The sequence below is a fragment of the Streptomyces sp. NPDC013455 genome (genome assembly GCF_040632975.1).
In the GTDB taxonomy this organism is placed as follows: Bacteria; Actinomycetota; Actinomycetes; order Streptomycetales; family Streptomycetaceae; genus Streptomyces.
Window position 1 is genome coordinate 16,354 of sequence record NZ_JBEYCX010000018.1, and the last position, 17,622, is coordinate 33,975.

The 17,622-nt window shown below is 72.8% G+C and carries 12 protein-coding genes and 2 tRNA genes; 7 read left to right on the forward strand and 7 right to left on the reverse strand.

Going from position 1 to position 17,622, the window contains the following annotated elements:
- Window positions 1–7 precede the first annotated feature (7 nt).
- The 3 genes from gyrA to ABZ576_RS25680 all read left to right on the forward strand — a co-directional run bounded on the left by gyrA (window position 8) and on the right by ABZ576_RS25680 (window position 3,544).
- The gene (gene gyrA, locus ABZ576_RS25670) at window positions 8–2,602 is read left to right on the forward strand and encodes a DNA gyrase subunit A (protein ID WP_360745274.1); all 2,595 of its coding nucleotides are present in this window, start codon (window positions 8–10) and stop codon (window positions 2,600–2,602) included.
- Between the two features lie 18 nt (window positions 2,603–2,620).
- Window positions 2,621–3,355: a DUF3566 domain-containing protein gene (locus tag ABZ576_RS25675; RefSeq protein ID WP_360745277.1), complete on the forward strand. Its 735-nt coding sequence runs from the start codon at window positions 2,621–2,623 to the stop codon at window positions 3,353–3,355.
- A gap of 112 nt (window positions 3,356–3,467) precedes the next feature.
- Window positions 3,468–3,544, forward strand: a tRNA-Ile gene (locus ABZ576_RS25680).
- 221 nt (window positions 3,545–3,765) lie between these two features.
- Here ABZ576_RS25680 and ABZ576_RS25685 read toward each other — a convergent pair.
- The 3 genes from ABZ576_RS25685 to ABZ576_RS25695 form a co-directional block, all read right to left on the reverse strand.
- On the reverse strand, window positions 3,766–4,491 hold the full coding sequence (locus ABZ576_RS25685) for a hypothetical protein (RefSeq protein ID WP_360745279.1): 726 nt from the start codon (window positions 4,489–4,491) through the stop codon (window positions 3,766–3,768).
- Between the two features lie 622 nt (window positions 4,492–5,113).
- Window positions 5,114–5,572, reverse strand: coding sequence for a PPOX class F420-dependent oxidoreductase (locus ABZ576_RS25690; protein ID WP_030786425.1), 459 nt, complete (start codon window positions 5,570–5,572; stop codon window positions 5,114–5,116).
- 546 nt (window positions 5,573–6,118) lie between these two features.
- Window positions 6,119–10,426, reverse strand: a complete 4,308-nt coding sequence (locus ABZ576_RS25695) for a hypothetical protein (RefSeq protein ID WP_360745282.1) — start codon at window positions 10,424–10,426, stop codon at window positions 6,119–6,121.
- Between the two features lie 448 nt (window positions 10,427–10,874).
- Here ABZ576_RS25695 and ABZ576_RS25700 point away from each other — a divergent pair, with 448 nt between their 5' ends.
- Complete coding sequence (locus ABZ576_RS25700) at window positions 10,875–11,075, forward strand: ferredoxin (protein WP_360745285.1); 201 nt, start codon at window positions 10,875–10,877, stop codon at window positions 11,073–11,075.
- Here the strand turns inward: ABZ576_RS25700 and ABZ576_RS25705 are convergent.
- Window positions 11,065–11,865, reverse strand: a complete 801-nt coding sequence (locus ABZ576_RS25705; protein ID WP_360745288.1) for a glycosyltransferase — start codon at window positions 11,863–11,865, stop codon at window positions 11,065–11,067. The genes ABZ576_RS25700 and ABZ576_RS25705 overlap by 11 nt on opposite strands.
- 178 nt (window positions 11,866–12,043) lie before the next feature.
- Entirely contained in the window at window positions 12,044–12,379 is a 336-nt protein-coding gene (locus ABZ576_RS25710) for a DUF6344 domain-containing protein (RefSeq protein ID WP_360745291.1), read from the reverse strand.
- A 348-nt stretch (window positions 12,380–12,727) separates the two neighbouring features.
- Here ABZ576_RS25710 and ABZ576_RS25715 point away from each other — a divergent pair, with 348 nt between their 5' ends.
- Entirely contained in the window at window positions 12,728–12,856 is a 129-nt protein-coding gene (locus ABZ576_RS25715) for a DLW-39 family protein (RefSeq protein WP_003999697.1), read from the forward strand.
- A 446-nt stretch (window positions 12,857–13,302) separates the two neighbouring features.
- Complete coding sequence (locus ABZ576_RS25720; protein WP_360745294.1) at window positions 13,303–14,703, forward strand: hypothetical protein; 1,401 nt, start codon at window positions 13,303–13,305, stop codon at window positions 14,701–14,703.
- On the opposite strand, the gene ABZ576_RS25725 is transcribed toward ABZ576_RS25720, so the two are convergent.
- Both ABZ576_RS25725 and ABZ576_RS25730 read right to left on the reverse strand, forming a co-directional pair.
- On the reverse strand, window positions 14,667–16,268 hold the full coding sequence (locus tag ABZ576_RS25725; protein ID WP_360745298.1) for a serine/threonine-protein kinase: 1,602 nt from the start codon (window positions 16,266–16,268) through the stop codon (window positions 14,667–14,669). The genes ABZ576_RS25720 and ABZ576_RS25725 overlap by 37 nt on opposite strands.
- 291 nt (window positions 16,269–16,559) lie before the next feature.
- Window positions 16,560–17,108, reverse strand: coding sequence for a DNA-binding protein (locus ABZ576_RS25730; RefSeq protein ID WP_360745301.1), 549 nt, complete (start codon window positions 17,106–17,108; stop codon window positions 16,560–16,562).
- A 182-nt stretch (window positions 17,109–17,290) separates the two neighbouring features.
- Between ABZ576_RS25730 and ABZ576_RS25735 the strand changes: the two genes are divergently transcribed.
- Window positions 17,291–17,363: transfer RNA gene (locus ABZ576_RS25735), tRNA-Ala, on the forward strand.
- Window positions 17,364–17,622: the final 259 nt, after the last annotated feature.

Consider the following 17,622-nt stretch of genomic DNA (forward strand, 5'->3'; position numbering starts at 1 on the left):
ACCAGCAATGGCCGACGAGAACACTCCCGTCACCCCGGAAGAGGGCGGCGAACTCGCGATGCGTGTCGAGCCCGTCGGGCTCGAGACGGAGATGCAGCGTTCGTACCTCGACTACGCGATGTCCGTCATCGTCTCGCGTGCGCTGCCCGACGTCCGTGACGGTCTCAAGCCCGTCCACCGCCGCGTGCTGTACGCGATGTACGACGGCGGTTACCGCCCCGAGCGCGGCTTCTACAAGTGCGCCCGTGTCGTCGGCGACGTCATGGGCAACTACCACCCGCACGGCGACTCCTCGATCTACGACGCCCTGGTGCGCCTCGCCCAGCCGTGGTCGATGCGGATGCCGCTGGTCGACTCCAACGGCAACTTCGGCTCCCCGGGCAACGACCCGGCGGCGGCCATGCGCTACACCGAGTGCAAGATGGCGCCGCTGTCGATGGAGATGGTCCGGGACATCGACGAGGAGACCGTCGACTTCACGGACAACTACGACGGCCGCTCCCAGGAGCCGACCGTCCTGCCGGCCCGCTTCCCGAACCTGCTGATCAACGGCTCGGCCGGTATCGCGGTCGGCATGGCCACCAACATCCCGCCGCACAACCTGCGCGAGGTCGCGGCCGGTGCCCAGTGGTACCTGGAGAACCCGGACGTCTCGCACGAGGAGCTGCTCGACGCGCTCATGGAGCGCATCAAGGGCCCCGACTTCCCGACCGGCGCGCTCGTCGTCGGCCGCAAGGGCATCGAGGAGGCGTACCGCACCGGCCGCGGCTCCATCACCATGCGCGCGGTGGTCGAGGTCGAGGAGATCCAGGGCCGCCAGTGCCTGGTGGTCACCGAGCTGCCGTACCAGGTCAACCCGGACAACCTGGCGCAGAAGATCGCCGACCTGGTGAAGGACGGCAAGATCGGCGGCATCGCGGACGTCCGCGACGAGACGTCGTCCCGTACGGGGCAGCGCCTGGTGATCGTCCTGAAGCGGGACGCGGTCGCCAAGGTCGTGCTGAACAACCTCTACAAGCACACCGACCTGCAGACGAACTTCGGCGCGAACATGCTGGCGCTGGTCGACGGCGTGCCGCGCACCCTCTCCCTGGACGCGTTCATCCGCCACTGGGTGACGCACCAGATCGAGGTCATCGTCCGCCGGACCCGGTTCCGGCTGCGCAAGGCCGAGGAGCGGGCGCACATCCTGCGCGGCCTGCTGAAGGCCCTGGACGCCATCGACGAGGTCATCGCGCTGATCCGGCGCAGTGACACCGTCGACGTCGCGCGCACGGGCCTGATGGACCTGCTGGAGATCGACGAGATCCAGGCCAACGCGATCCTGGAGATGCAGCTGCGGCGCCTGGCGGCCCTGGAGCGGCAGAAGATCGTCCAGGAGCACGACGAACTCCAGGCGAAGATCAACGAGTACAACCAGATCCTCGCCTCGCCGGTCCGCCAGCGCGGGATCGTCAGCGAGGAGCTGGCCGCGATCGTCGAGAAGTACGGCGACGACCGGCAGACCAAGCTGATCCCGTACGAGGGCGACATGTCCATCGAGGACCTGATCGCCGAGGAGGACATCGTCGTCACCGTCACGCGCGGCGGTTACGTCAAGCGGACGAAGACGGACGACTACCGGGCGCAGAAGCGCGGCGGCAAGGGCGTGCGCGGTACGAAGCTGAAGGAAGACGACATCGTCGACCACTTCTTCGTCTCCACCACGCACCACTGGCTGCTGTTCTTCACGAACAAGGGCCGGGTGTACCGGGCGAAGGCGTACGAGCTGCCCGAGGCCGGCCGGGAGGCGCGCGGCCAGCACGTGGCGAACCTGCTCGCCTTCCAGCCGGACGAGGCGATCGCCGAGATCCTCGCGATCCGCGACTACGAGGCGGCGCCCTACCTGGTGCTCGCCACCAAGTCCGGTCTGGTCAAGAAGACGCCTCTGAAGGACTACGATTCGCCGCGCTCCGGTGGTGTCATCGCGATCAACCTGCGGGAGCGGGAGGACGGCGGCGACGACGAGCTGATCGGCGCGGAGCTGGTCTCGGCCGACGACGACCTGCTGCTGGTCAGCAGGAAGGCGCAGTCGATCCGGTTCACCGCCTCGGACGACTCCCTTCGCCCGATGGGCCGCGCCACCTCCGGCGTCAAGGGGATGAGTTTCCGGGAGGGCGACGAGCTTCTCTCGATGAATGTCGTTCGACCCGGTACGTTCGTGTTCACTGCCACGGACGGTGGGTACGCGAAGCGGACCGCCGTCGACGAGTACCGCGTCCAGGGCCGCGGCGGCCTCGGCATCAAGGCCGCCAAGATCGTGGAGGACCGCGGGTCGCTCGTCGGCGCGCTGATCGTCGAGGAGAACGACGAGATCCTCGCGATCACCCTCTCCGGCGGTGTGATTCGTACGCGAGTCAACGAGGTCAGGGAGACGGGCCGTGACACCATGGGCGTCCAACTGATCAACCTGGGCAAGCGCGATGCCGTGGTCGGTATCGCACGTAACGCCGAGGCGGGGCGCGAGGCGGAGGAAGTCGACGGCGACGTGGCCGTGGACGAGGCCGTCGAGGGTGCCGCGACCACCGGCACGGACGAGGGTGAGGCACCCTCGGCCGAGTAGCACGAGGAGTGAGTCATCGTGAGCGGAGCCACGGGCGCCGGGTCGGCCGGTACCTCCACGGGTACGGACACGGACGGCGGCGGCCGTGGCTCCGCCGCGACCGGGGCGGGTGCGGGCGGTACGACCGACCCGCACACGACCAACCTGAAGCCGGTGAAGGTGTCCGAGACGGACTCTTCCCGTGCCTCTGGATCCCAGGGGGGAACCGTGACGGACACCCGAGGCCCGGCCGCGGCCGGTGAGGCCCGGCAGGCGTCGCCGCTGCCCGGCGAACGGCGCGCGGAGGAGCCCGCCGGCCCGTACCACCCGCCGCAGGCCTATCCGGCGCAGGCGCCCGCCGGCGCGGTGCGCAAGCCGCGGACCGGCGCGCGGACGGCGCCGCGCACCCGCAAGGCGCGGCTGCGGGTGGCGAAGGCCGACCCGTGGTCGGTGATGAAGGTCAGCTTCCTGCTCTCCATCGCGCTGGGCATCTGCACGGTCGTCGCCTCGGCGGTGCTGTGGATGGTCATGGACGCGATGGGCGTGTTCTCGACGGTCGGCGGCACGATCTCGGAGGCGACCGGCTCGAACGAGGCCAACGGCTTCGACCTCCAGGCGTTCCTGTCCCTCCCCCACGTCCTGATGTTCACGACGATCATCGCGGTCATCGACGTCGTCCTCGCCACGGCGCTCGCGACGCTCGGCGCGTTCATCTACAACCTCTCCGCGGGCTTCGTGGGCGGCATCGAGCTGACCCTGGCGGAGGACGAGTGACCCGCCTGCCAGGGCGTTCCTGACAGCACCCCGACAACCGATTTTGGGACTGGCGCGGTCGTGCGCTAATCTTCAGGAGTCAGCGCGCGGGACACACACCGCAAAGCGCGGCGGGGCTATAGCTCAGTTGGTTAGAGCGCATCCCTGATAAGGATGAGGCCACAGGTTCAAATCCTGTTAGCCCCACCAGCGAGAAGACCCCCGGTCCAATGGGCCGGGGGTCTTTTGACACCCATGCTTGACACCAACAGCGGCGGTCAGCCGATGAGCGGGTCCTCCAGCAGTTCGGCGAGCATCGCGACGGCTTCCCGCCCACTGTCGCCGGCCACGGGGGTGTAGACGTCCATGGTCATGCTGATCTGGCTGTGCCGCAGGATCGCCTGTCCTGGTCCGGTTCCTGGTGCCAGTGATCACCGGCGATCTTCCGCTCCAGCTCCTGAAGCTCTCGGCGCTCCTCCAGGGCCCGGGCGCAGAACTTCGATGTCCTGCCAGCGCAGGCCCAGCAGATCACTCCGGCGAAGACCCAGCACGAGCACCAGGACCCAGGCCGCGTAGAAGCGGTGAGCGCGGGCCGAACGGAGGAAGGCGATCGCCTCCCGGGCGTTCCATGCGGTGCCCTTGTCCTTACTGACCTTGGGCATGTCGACCAGCAGCGCGACGTTCCGGGTCAGGATCTCTTCCTTGATCGCACGGTTCAGGGCGTTCCGGAGCGTACGAAGCACCTCGAACCGAGTGGGCGCGGGAATCTCCTGCCGGGTCAGCGTGGCCATGAAGGCTCGCACCTGTGCGGCCGACAGGCGAGCGAGCGGCTTCTTTCCCAGGTGTGGACGAATGTAGAGACGAACCTTGGACTCGTACTTGTCGTAGGTGTTGTCCTCCCGATTCGGCCGCACGATGTGCTCGATCCAGCAGTCCAGCCATTCGCCGACCGACCAGGCGCGTGACGGAACTGGGACTCCGTGACGCTCCTGGTCCTGGAGCTTGCCGAGCTTTTCGTTCGCTTCGTCCCAGGTGGCGCCGTAGACGGTATTGCGGACGCGATTGCCGTCGGTGTCGGTGACGTACGCGCGTCCCATGTAGCGGCCGTCCGCCCGCTCGGAGATCGTGCCGCCGCCGTTGGGCCGCCTCCTGGCCATCAGGCGGCCTCCCCCATCTGCTGGCGGATGAAGGAGCGAACGGCGTCGCTCGGGATGCGCCGGCAGCCGAAGCCCCGGCTGCGCTCCGCTCCGCCGGGCGCGCTTCCCGGCTCTGGCTGCGCCCGCGCTCCTGCCTTCGGCCCGCTCGGCGCTGCCGCCGCCGACGCGCGCCCACATGTGGATAGGGCCGGGTGGCCATGAGTCGATCACCGCATAGCGCGGCACGTTCAAGACGATGCCTCCGGCGGGGGATCGGCCGGCACCGGGATGGAGGGGCGCGCCGTTCGCAGGTGCGGGTCCGTAGTGGCGTGCGTGGGGAGCTCCCGTCCACCGTCGACCCAGGCGAAGCGGAGCAGACGCGGCCCATGGCGTCCAGGTCGTTCGTACAGTGGCGCGCTCCACCTGGACGCCATGGACCACGCCCGCTCCACATGCGTGTGGGGCGGCGGCGGACGGGATGGGAGCTGGGGAGGGTGTCGGTTGAGGAAGTGGGCAGCTAGACGGCCGCACGGTCCATCTCACCGGTGCCACGAGGTACGACAGACTCGCCGTCCGCAATCACGCGACCGTGCTGGCCGCAGCCATCAACGAGTGGCTATGACCAGCACGGACGCGATACGTCCTAACCGTTGATGTCGAGCGCTGTTCCGTACAGACGGTCCACCTTCAACCGGATGACCACTCGGCGCTCAGCAACAAGATGCTCCAGAAACGCATCTTCATCCTCCGGCTTCGCGGCCTGCGGGATCATTCCGAGCAGTTCCCGACCGACCGCATCGCCAGGAACCGTCGTGATCTCGGAGACCTCGGCCTCACCTTCGGCGACGGCGAACGACCACACGTCGCCGCCCTGCACGTGTAGTGCCGCACGCGGGTCGCGTCGCAGGTGCCCGACCTTGATGCGGTCGGCCGTCGTCGAGAACCGCACGATGCGGGCCTCGGAGTCCCAGCTGTACACCATGGTGGTCAGGTGGGGGTGGCCACTGCGCTTGACGGTGGCGAGCGTGCCGAACTGCTGCTTGCCAAGCAGGTTGGAGAGGGCTTCGTCGGACAGTGGGCGAGGTGCTGGTCTTTGAGTCATGACGTGATGAACGTCCGTGGCCGCTCCACGATTTCATGGACGTTGTGAGCCCAACCCCCACTTTCACAACGCGTCCTAGTGCGCTGTGTTGGGTGCGTCAAGAGTGTCTCTCTTCGGTGACACCAGTACCTGACACCAACAGGGACGGACAGCGGCGGACACCGCCGAACGTCGACGGACCGCCAGTCGAGGCGGGGACGCGTTGGCCGACGTTCCAGGGGCCCCGTGATCGACCTGATAAGGATGAGGCCACAGGTTCAAATCCTGTTAGCCCCACCAGCTAGAAGACCCCCGACCGATCTCGGTTGGGGGTCTTTGGCGTTCGGGGTGCCTGGTCGCGCTGGTGGTGGCGTTCTTCTTCGGCGGCCGCGCGGTGCCGGATCCGCCGGATCCCGTACGGTCCCCGCTCTCGCCGCTCGTCCTGGGAGCGCGAAAGACCCGACCGCTGGCGACGGGGGATGCACCAGCGATCGGGCCATGGCCAAGGGTAACAAGGTTGTCGGTTCCGTGGGGCCAAGTCCGGGGGTAATCAGGCAGGTTGGCCGATCATCGACCGCACGGGGGGTCGTAGGAGAGGCGGGGCAGGTACTCCTGCCACCGCTGCGGGGTCAGCACGCCCCGGGTGACGGCGCAGATGTGCTTGATCGCCGCGTCGGCGTCCAGGCTCCACAGGCGCAGTGTGTCCGCGCCGCTGGAGACGCCGAGGACATGGCTGTTGGGGCTGAAGGAGAGGAAGTTGCCCGTCTTGGCGTTGGGGCTCATCGACTGGCCGATCGCGGTCGCCGAGCCGGGGTCGGTGACGTTCCACAGCCGGACCGTGTTGTCGTTGCCGCCGCTGGCCAGCGTCTGGCCGGCGGAGCTGAACGTCAGCGAGGTGACCGCCTCGGTGTGGCCGGTCAGCGGGTCGCCCAGCGGGCTCGCCCCGGCCGGGTCGCCGACGTTCCACAGCCGGACGGTGTCGTCGTCGCTGCCGCTGGCCAGGGTGCGCCCGTCGGGGCTCCAGGCGAGCGCGTTGACCGGACCGGAGTGCTCGGTGAGCGGGCCGCCCAGCGGGGCCGGCTCGGCCGGGTCGGCGACGTTCCACAGCCGGATCGTGCTGTCCGCGCTGCCGCTGGCCAGCGTGTGGCCGTCCGGGCTGAAGGCGAGGGTGTTGACGAATCCCCGGTGGCCGGTCAGTGGCCTGCCGAGGGGGACGGCGTGGGCGGGGTCGGTGACGTTCCACAGCTGGACGGTGCGGTCGTCGTAGGCCGTGGCCAGGGTGTGTCCGTCCGGGCTGTAGGCCAGGGCGTCGGGGCCCATGAAGCGGGTCTTCAGGTGCAGCGGCGGGCCCGCCGGGACGGGGTGGGCGGGGTCGGTGACGTTCCACAGGTACACCGCCCGGTCGCCGGTGAGGACGGCGAGCGTGTGGCCGTCGGCGGAGAACACCAGGGAGCGCTGGCCCCCGTCGGCGCGCATGAACGGCCTGCCCAGCGGGACGGGCCGGCCGGGGCGGGTCACGTTCCACATCCGCAGCCTGCCGTCGCGGGCCGCCGTGGCCAGTACCCGGCCGTCCGGGCGGAACGCTCCGCCGCGCCCGACCATGTCCGAGGTCGGCACCGCCCACAGGCGCGCCTTGGCGTCCCCGCTGCCGGTGGCGAGGGTACGGCCGTCCGGGCTGAACCCCAGGGCGTACATCTCGCCGCTGCTGCCCGCGAGCGGCTCGCCGACCTGGGACGGGTTCGCCGGGTCGGTGACGTTCCACAGGCTCGCCGTGCTGTCGGCGCTCGCGGCGGCCAGCCGGCCGCCGTCCGGGCTGAACGCCACCGACCAGACCGGTCCGGTGTGCCCGGTCAGCGGCGAGCCGAGCGGCGCCGCGCGGCCGGGGTCCGTCACGTTCCACAGCCGCACGGTGTCGTCCGCGCTGCCGCTGGCCAGGGTGTGCCCGTCGGGACTGAAGGCCACCGAGTGCACCAGACCCGTGTGCCCGCGCAGCACGGTGCGGGCCGGCCCGGGCCGGCGCGGGTCGGCGACGTTCCACAGCCGGACCGTGTCGTCGTCGCCGCCCGTCGCGAGCGTCCGGCCGTCCGGGCCGAACGCCACGGAGCGCACCGCGGCGGTGTGCCCGCGCAGCGTGCCCAGCGCGGTGGGCCGGCGCGGGTCGGCCACGTCCCACAGCCGCACGGTGCGGTCCTCGCCGGCCGTGGCCAGCGTGCGTCCGTCCGGGCTGAACGCGACCAGGTAGATCGTGCCGCGGTGGCCGGTCAGGGGGGCGCCGAGGGAGGCCGGGTGCGCGGGGTCGGCGACGTCCCACAGCCGGACCGTGCCGTCGTCGCCCGCGCTGGCCAGGGTGTGCCCGTGCGGGCTGAAGACCGCGCTGCTCACCCAGCTGCCGTGGCCGGTCAGGGGCTTGCCCAGCGGGGCCGGGCGGTGCGGGTCGGTGACGTCCCACAGCCGGACCGTGCGGTCGTAGCTGGCCGTGGCCAGTGTCCTGCCGTCGGGGCTGAAGGAGGTCAGGTACACGGCGCCGGTGTGGCCGTTGAGCGGGGTGGCCAGCGGCGCGTTCACGATGGACAGCAGCCTGCTGTACGTGCCCTCGTCGCCCGGGCGCAGCTGGTGGGCGACCAGGTCGAGCTGCGCGGCCAGGGACGGGTCCGTGTGCTGGACCCGGTCGGCCTCGGCGAGCACCTGCTCGAAGACGGCGTCGTCGCGCTGTTTGAAGGCGATCACCGCGGAACCGGCGGCCAGGACGGCCAGCACCACCAGCGCCGCCACCGCGGCCCGGCTCAGCCACACCGTGCGCTTGCGCAGCCGTACCGAGGCGGCCAGGAACTCCACCGCGCTGCGGGTCAGGTAGGTGTCCCCGGCGGACCGGGCCCAGGCGCGGGCCTGCTCCAGCCGGGACCCCCGGTACAGCAGTGAGCTGTCCCGGCCGGAGTCCTCCCAGGCCCGGCCGTCCTCCTCCAGCCGCTGGCGCAGCAGGTGGTCGCCCCGGCCCTCGTCGATCCAGTGCCGCAGCCGCGGCCAGGCGTGCAGCAGCGCCTCGTGGGTGATCTCCACGGTGTCCGCGTCCAGCGTCACCAGCCGGGCTCGTACCAGGGCTTCCAGCGACTCCTCCGTCTTGCCGGGGTCCGCCGACTCCTCCGCCAGCTGCCGCCGGGTGCCGCGCCGGCGCGTGGCCTGGGTGTCCTCGCCCAGCCGCACCAGTCGCAGCAGGAGCAGCCGGGCGGCGGTCCGGGCCGCCGGGTCCAGGCCGGACCAGGCACGCTCGGCGGTCGCCGCCACCGCGCCCTGGATGCCGCCGGCCGCGCGGTACCCGGCCAGTGTGAGCCGGCCGGCCTTGCGGCGCTGCCAGGTGGCCAGCAGGGCGTGCGAGAGCAGCGGGAGCACGCCCGCGTCGTGCGCGCCGCGCGGGCCGTCGGCGCTCACCTCGCGCACGATCAGCTCGGCGAGCCCCGGTTCCAGTTCGAGACCCACCGCCTTGGCCGGTCCGGTCACCGCCTCGCGCAGTTCGGTGCTGGTCAGCGGGCCGAGCACCATGTGGCGGTGCTGGAGCGCGTCGGCCAGTTCCGGGTAGCCGAGGCACTGCTCGTAGAAGTCGGCCCGTATGCCGAGCACGACGCGGACGGGCGCGGGCTCGGTGGAGCCGGCGGGCGGGGTGCAGGCGGCGTGCAGGAGCTGGATGAAGGTACGCCGGTCCGCCTCGTCGGCGCAGAGCGTGAACGCCTCCTCGAACTGGTCCACGATGATGACCGGCCGGGTCCGCCCCTGCGCCGGGCGGTCGGCCCAGGCCGCGACCGCCTCGCGCGCGGCGCGGGCCAGGTGGGGGGCGTCGCCGCCCGGCAGCGCCCGGTTCTGCGCGGCGGCCCCCTCGGCCCGGCGGGCGTCGGCGGCGGCGATGGCGAGCTGCGGGATCCGCCGGACCAGCTCGCCCAGCGGATCGGCACCGGGCACGAACTGGAGGACGGGGCCGGGGCCGGAGCCGTCGGAGCCGGAGCCGTCGGGGCCGGGGTCCTCGGCCGGGGACCGGGGGTGCTGGTCCGGCGGTGCCGTGGGGCGCTGGGGGGACTGGCTCCCCGAGGGCACCCGGGAGGCCGTGGAGCCCGGCGAGCCCTGCGGGCCGTGGTGACTCTGGGGCGCGTGCGGGGCTTGGACGGATTGCTGGGGCGGAGGGTTCTGAAGGGCGTGGGGGGCGTGGGGGGCATGGGGGGCATGGGGGACGGGCGAGGCCGTTTCGTCGGCTGCCGGGCCGGCGGGGCCGGTGTCCAGGGCGCCGCCGCGGATCGCGGGCACCAGGCCGGCGTTGAGCAGGGACGACTTCCCCGCTCCCGAGGCGCCGACGAGCATGACCAGGCCGCCCGAGCGTTCGGCGGCGCGCAACTGGGCGACGAGGGCGTTCGTGCTCCGCTCCCGGCCGAAGAACCACCGGGCGTCCTCGCGCCGGTACGGGGCGAGCCCCCGGTACGGGCACACGCCCCCGGCGACGGGCGGGGCCTGGGCCGGCGGCCGCCGGTTCTCCTCGGCGGGCGGCGCGGGACGGTCGCCGGCCGGGCCGGCCAGGGCCAGTTCCCACAGCCGCTGCCAGTGGGCGAGGTCGTACAGACCGGTGGAGACCGGGGTGGGGCGCAGCCGCCGCGCCTCGGGGATCAGGATCTGGAGGACCGCGGCGAGGGCGGCGAACTGGGCCGGCACGTTCCTGGCCCGGCGCCAGTCGCTGATCCGCTGCGCGGACACCCGGACGGGCCGGCCGCGCTCGTCGACCCGCTGGAGCCGTACGACCGCCTCGGCGACGCTCTTGAGGGGAGGGTTTCCGGCCTCCTTGTACAGCAGCGCGAGACGCTCGGCGAAGGCTGTGCGTGCCCCTGAGTCGGAACTCAAGGTCCCACCCCTTACTGTTCCCCCGCGTGTGGACGTCCGGACCGGAAAACTCACCCTATACGGCTGACCTGCGGAGAAGGAGGAAGGCGGATCCCGGAACCTCCTCGTCGGCGGCCGCAGATGGCAGGATCCGAACCCGGTAGCGGATCCGTTACGTACCGTCCGGACAGGCCACCGGCCCATGCCCCGGACAGACAGCTTTCGACGCCGAACGTTCTCGGTCAAAGTCGGCCCGCGCGTGCCGCCCCCGTCGGGTGAGTCCGCGAGCCACCGGGACCGACCCCTGGTCTTCGACCCGTGTCGCCACGCCGACATGGCACGGGTCGACGGCCCGCACCGCTCGGCACCGGTCCCCACGAGGGGAGGGACCGGTGCCGGGCGGGCCGGTTCGGCGGGGGGCGCGGCGGGCAGTGACGTCCTGGGACCACCGCCTACGGCTGGAGGACGCATGAAGGTCTCCGTCGACCGCTCCCTGTGCTACGGCTCGGCCGAGTGCGTGTACCGGGTGCCGGCCGTGTTCGCCTTCGAGGACGGGTACGGCGTGGTACGGCCCGGCGGGACCGGGGCGGCCGACGGCCCGCCGGGCGGGGAGGCGCTGCGGGAGGCCGCCGAGAAGTGCCCCTCGCAGGCGATCACCCTTACGGAATAGGACTCTCCGGTACCGGAGGGGCCGCCGGGGTCGTCGGGGCCGGGGGCCAGGTCCAGCCGGAGTCGGCGAGCGCGCGGGCCCGGGCCTCCGCGATCGTCATGCGCGCCTGGCGTTCGGCGGGGTCGACATGGGCCGCCTGACCCGTGACCTGTCCTTCCCACTTGCGGTACAGCAGCCCGGCCCGCGCCGTGAACCAGCCACGGCTCACCGCGCTCAGCGCCAGCAGCAGGCCGGTGTCCTCCGAGGCGGGCAGCGCCATCCAGCCGCCCAGGGCGAGGAGCAGGTTCCGCCGTACGCAGAGGGTGGCCGGATGGACCGGGGCGAGGAAGTCGTTGCGCTTCCACCGGGCGAGGACGGTGCCGCGCTCGACCGGGCCCTCGTCGGGGTCGCCGGGGAAAGAGGCCGTGGAGCCGTCGGGCAGCAGGTCCAGGACCCGGCACGTCGTCCACCCGACCGTGGGGTCCGCCTCCAGCACGGCCAGGTCGCGGGCGAGCGCGCCCGGCGTGAGCTGGTCGTCGGCGTCGAGCACCTTGACGTACGTGCCCCCGGCGCGCGCCAGCGCGATGGTGCGGGCGACCCCGGGCCCGCCGGGCCGGCCCTGGCGGAAGGTCACGCGCGCGTCGTCCGGGACGTACGGGCGGACCCGGTCCGTGGTGCCGTCCTCCTGGACGACCCAGTCCCACTCCCAGCCGGCGGGCAGCACCTGCGCGCGCAGGGACGCGTACGCCTGCGGCAGGTAGCGGGCGGACGGGCCGTGGACAGCGGTGACAACGGTGACGCGCCGGCTCACGGCAGCACTCACCACCTTTCCGGGCGGGGCCTGTTGCTCGCTGCCAGCATGGCGTACCGGCCGGCCCCCGAATGCGCGAGACCCCCGGCCGAGCCCGGCCGGGGGTCTTTCCGTGTCGACTGGTGCGTACGCAAGTCGCCGTGGTGTCGAGACGTTGCGGTACTGCGGTGGGGGAGGATCAGCAGTCGAGCGAGTCGGAGGGGTGCTCGGATTCCGTGGTCTCCGCCTGCGTCTCCGGCAGGGAACGGTGGCGGCAGCTGGGGGACTTGCCGTGGGCCTCGGCCCGGATCCGCTGCTTCATCGTGGGGGGCAGGGCCCTGGCGTGGGACCAGGCCCAGTGATGGGGCGCCGGGACCGTCGGGGCCGTGCGCTGTGCGGTGCGGGGACTCTCGGTCCGGGGTCCGGCCGCGGCGGCGGTCGCGGAGGTGGCGGTGACGAGTCCGAGCGCCGTGCACAGCGCGAGGAAGGCGGTGACGATGGCGGTCCACAGCTTCATGACCTTGTTCCGGGCCATGGCCCCTCACTTTCGGGTTGGGCGATTTGCGTACTTTCCTCATGATGTGTATGAGGATCGCGAAGTGGTGGACCGACGCCCGTGGCGCGTGGATGTTCAGATGAACACCACTCGAATGGGTGCAAGGCGGCGAAAAACGCCCGAATCCGGCCGAGGGTGAGCGAAGACGGAACAAAGTCACCGTCCGTGCGGGCGCGGTCACCCTCCGGTCCCCATGCCGTCCGACCTGGCCTATTGCGCTGTCGGGGGCGGGAGTTGGGCCGCCACGCAGGTCACCGATCGATATCGGTCGGTGTGTATAGTCGGGCGCCAGAGGTCCCCTACGTCAAGGAAAGACGAGGTCGCGCGGTGAAGAAGCTGCTCCTGGTCGCACTGGCCGCCATCGGCGGGCTCCTCGTGTACCGCCAGATCCAGGCGGATCGCGCCGAGCAGGATCTGTGGACGGAGGCGACTGACTCCGTGCCCACGGGTTCGTGAGTCCCGATACCCCGAACTGAACCGACCCCGGCCGCCTGCGCGGTCGGGGTTTTGCGTTGTCCGGGGGCCTTTGGCGGGCGCCTCGTGTTGCGCGGGCCCGAGGGGTGAGGTAGCTGGGCGGGGCGGTCGCCGGATGTTGCCGGGCGTTTCGGACGGGCGTACGCGTTGCCCGGATGGCGCAGGGCCGGCCGGGGCAGGATGGGGCACGGTCCGCGGCGTGCCGGTCCGAGGCAGCGCGGCGGGCCCGGTGGGGCGGCGACGACTGGGGGTGGCGCGTGCGCGGGGGTACGGCGGTGGGTGTGCGGCGCGTGCGTGGGCGGCGCGTGCGTGGGCGTGCGGCGGTGGAAGTGTGGCGCGTGCGCGGCTGTACGGCGGTGGAAGTGTGGCGCGAGCGCGGGGGTGCCGCGCCGGGCGCGTGGTGGCGGGCCGGCGCCGCGCGGTGCGCCGTGAGCGCGCTGCTGGCACTCTGCGCCGCGCTGGCCCTGCCGGGCGCCGCCCCGCGCGCGACTGCGGCCCCGCTCGCGCCCGCCGGTGTTCCGCGTGCCGCCGCCCCCGTCGCCGCCGGTGTTCCGCGTGCCGCCGCCCCCGTCGCCGCCGGTGTTCTCCGTGCCGGTGACCCGCCGGCCGAGGGCGGGCGGCCCGGCGCGTACGCCTTCGCTCCCGGTGCCCGGACCGTCGAGGGTGCCGGGGCGGCCGCGGACGCCGCGCTGCTGGAGCCCGGGCGGACCTACCGCAGCTCCCTCCCCCGCGACGGCAGGCTCTACTACCGCCTGCGCCTCGCGGCGAAGGACACGGCGTACGTCCCCGTCACCGCCGTACCGCCGGCGGACGCCACCGTCACCTCCACCGACGGCATCCGGGTCTCGCTGCGGGACGCGCACGGCACCTCCTGCGCCTACGCCTCCGCCCGCTTCGGCGCCGGGCTCAGCCCCCGCCCGGTCACGGCCGTCGGCCAGCGCGAGGCCGGCAAGGCGCTGTGCCAGGGCGGGGGCACCTACCACCTGCTCGTGGAGCGTCTCGACGAGCAGGGCTCCGGCGCGGCGGCGCAGGACAGGCCGTGGGACCTGGAGATCGCACCCGCCACGGAGCCCGGCCTTGCGCGGGCCGGTGCCACCACCGCGCCGCCCGCCCCGGGCTCCGCCACGCCGGAGCCCCTCGCCGGAACCGCCCGCGACCGCCGCGGAGGCACCGGTTTCGCCACGGCGCGCCCCCTGGGCCAAGGGGTGTGGCGGACCGGGCTCGTCCCCGGCGAGACCCGCTTCTACAAGGTGCCGCTGGAGTGGGGCCGGCGGCTGCACGCCACCGCCGGGCTGAGCGGCGCCCCGGGCCACGGCTATGTCGGCGGGGCCCTGGACCTCTCCGTCCACAACCCGGTCCGCGGCCATGTCGGGGACCTCGCGCTCGGCTACACCGGTACCGCGAAGTCCGCCGCTCTCGCCCCGCTCCCGCCCGTGGAGTACGCCAACCGGTACGCCGTTCCCACCGGGGTGACCACCGTCCGCTTCGCCGGCGACTACTACCTCGTCCTGCACCTCAGCGCACGGCTGGCCGACACCTTCGGGCGGGGACCGTTCGAGGTGACCCTGCGGATCCGGGTGGACGGACGGGCGCACGCGGGACCCGAGTACGCCGGCCGGCCCGTCCCGGCCGACGTCTTCACCGTCACCGAGCAGGACCGCGAGGCCGTGCCGACCGGTGCCACCGGGGGTGTGGACCACCGGCTGATGCGGGTCCTGGCCGTCGGCGGGATCGGCGGCGGGACCGCGCTGCTGCTGCTCCTCGGCGGGTGGACGGTGGCGGCCCGGCGCGCTCAGACCCGGGCCAGCGCCCAGAAACCCACCGCGTAGCAGGCGAGTGCCAGCAGCAGGATCGGGACCACGGCCCTGGCCGGGGGACCGGGGCGGCGGCGGGCCCGCCGCCGCCCCCGCGCCGGCCCGGACGGCGCGGGACGGTCCGGGGCGGGCGGTGGCACCCGTGGATCACGGGTGGTGTACGCGGCGGTGGTGGTGTCGGCGGGTGGGTGCGGGTCCGGCGGCGGTGCCGGAAACGGAGTGGGGAGCGGGGCGGGGAGCGGCCCCGACAGCGGGGTGGGCGGCGGGGACGCGAGGGGTGTCGGCAGCGGGGTGGGGAGGGGGCTCCACGGCGGGTCCGACGGCGGGACCGACGGGTGTGCCGGCGGTGCTGCCGGCGGTTCGGTGCGGGGCGGGTACGGGAGCGGGAGGGGCGTCGAGGCGGGCGTCGAGCCGGGGGCCGGGGGGTGCTGGGGAGGCGGCAGCCGGAAGCTTCCGGTGTCCGACAGGGAGCCGGTGTGGGTGGGCGGGCCGGGACGCGGGCCCGGGGGTCTGGCCGGACCGGTGTCCGTGCCGGTCTCCGTGCCGGTGTCCGCGCTCCCGTCGGCACGGTCGTCCGCGCGCGGTTCCGGTTGTGGTTCCGGTCGGGGCTCCGCCCGCGGCTCGGCCTCCGGCCCGCCGTCCGGGGCCGTCGGCGAGCCGCCGCCGGACGGCAGTTCCATGGCGACGCCTGATGCCCGCCGCAGGGGCCCGTCGGGGCCGAAGCCGGGCGGCAGCGGCCCGAGTTGGTCGAAGATCTCGATGAGCTCGTCGTCGGGGCCGGGTTCGGGGAGGAGTTCCGCGGCGGCGGCGAGTGCCTTGCGCGCCCCCGTGGCGGTACGGAAACGGTGCACGGGATCGGGCTGGAGCAGCGTGGCGACGACCTGCCAGAGCGGTTCCGGAACGCCCTTGGGCGGACCGGGTGTTCCGTGTTCGAGGAAGTACTGCACGAGAGCCTTGGCGTCGGGCTTGGCACCCTCCAGGAGGTACAGGGCGACCAGTCCGACGGCGAACAGGTCGGCCGGGAAGTCGGGTTCGGCGCCCATCATCTGCTCGGGGGCGAGGTAACCCGGGGTGCCCACCACGAGGTTGGTCTCCGTCAGCCGGGGTTCACCGAGCCGCATGGCGATGCCGAAGTCGGACAGCCTGAGCCGCGGCCGGCCGGTGCCGGTGGCTTCCAGCAGCACGTTGGCGGGCTTGATGTCGCGGTGGACGACGTCCTCCGCGTGGACGGCGGCGAGCCCGGACAGCAGCTGGTCGAGCAGCGTGCACACGAACGCCGGCGGGAGCGGGCCGTAGTCCCCGACGAGGTGCACCAGGGAGCCGCCGGCGACCAGGTCCATGGTGAAGAGCACCTTGTCGTCGTCGGCGGCCCAGCTGGCCGGAGCGAGGACGTGCGGGTGGTCGATGCGCAGGCCCTGCTCGCGCACGAAGCGGAGCAGGGAGTGGGCGTCGCGCTGCTGGAGGACCTTGGCGGCCACGTAACGCCGTCGGCGGTGGTCCCAGGCGCGCCACACGGCGCCCACCCCGCCGCGTCCGATCGGGTCGGCCAGCTCGTACCGGCCGGCGAAGACCTCACCCATGGCAGCCGCCGCTCCTCCCCCTAGCCCGACGAAGTCCCCGCGCCCCCGTGTGCCCCCCGCTCCCCTTCCCTACCCAGGAGAAGAGCGATACGCGCCCGCACCCCGGCGCTCCCGCGCCACCGCACCGCGGACGCCGTCGCGCCACCGCACCTCGGACGCCGTCGCGCACCCCGTGCGCCCCCCGGCGCTCCCGCGTCCCGTGCGCCCCCCGGCGCTCCCGCGCCACCGCACCCCGTGCGCCCCCCGGCGCTCCGGTCCGCCCGGACCCCTCCGGTGGACCGGTCCGGTGGGTCAGTTCTGGTGGGACTGGTAGTGCGCGACGGCGTCCGAGGTGCGGCCGGCGCCGTACACCCGGAGGAACTCGGCCAGTTCGGGGTGGCTCGGGGCGAGGGCGTCCGCGGCGTCGATGATGTCCCCGGCGGCGGCCACCGAGCGGAGCAGCGACTGGATCTCGCGGACCACGCGCTTGACCGTGGGCGCACCCGAACTGTTCGTGGTCTGCGTGGTGTTGCTCAGCACGGAACCCCCCTGCGACTTCTTGATCTCGTCCATGCGCTCCGTCGCCTCGGCGGCGCTGACGCTGCCGTCGGCGACCTGGGACGCCAGCTCCTGCAGCAGCTGCACCCGCTGGACCACCGCGGGGTTGCCGATCTTGGCGCGCTGGCCGCTCATCAGCTGCGAGAGCATCGGGGCGGAGAGCCCCAGCACGGCGGCGAGGCGCGCCTGGTTCAGCCCGAGATCGTCGATGAGCTTACGGAACAGCGCCCCCAACGGCTCTCCGTACCAGTTCCGCTGGAGCTCCCGCGCTCTGGCGGTGGCTTCCTGCTGTGCGGCGTCCATTGCGTCTCCCCATCGCTTCCCCTGAATACCGCGGTTCGCTGTAGCGAACCACGTCGAGCATCTTACGGAGCGTGGTCATCCGCGGGGACCCCCAATCTTTTTGCGGGATACGGGGGGTGACCCGGTACTCTGGTCTGCGGCACCAGCCGGAGCCCACATCCTCCGGCCGGTCCTTCCTTCCCGGGGCCTTAGCTCAGTTGGTAGAGCGCCGTCTTTGCATGGCGGATGTCAGGGGTTCGACTCCCCTAGGCTCCACATTCCGAGAGCCCCTTTGACCTGCGTGAACGTCGGTCGAAGGGGCTTTTCGCATGCCCGCGTGATGCCGGGTGGCGGCGCGGGTGGCGTGTGATGGCACCAGATGGCACATGGTGGCACTGTGTGGCGTCAGGTGGTGCCATCAGGTGCCATCCGGCCCCGTGCTGGGTGTGCCACAAGGTGTCGCGCCACCGGTTCCAGCGCTCCGCCTCTCCCATTTTCGCAGGTCAACGCGGTGACGCCGGTGCCGTGCCATGCA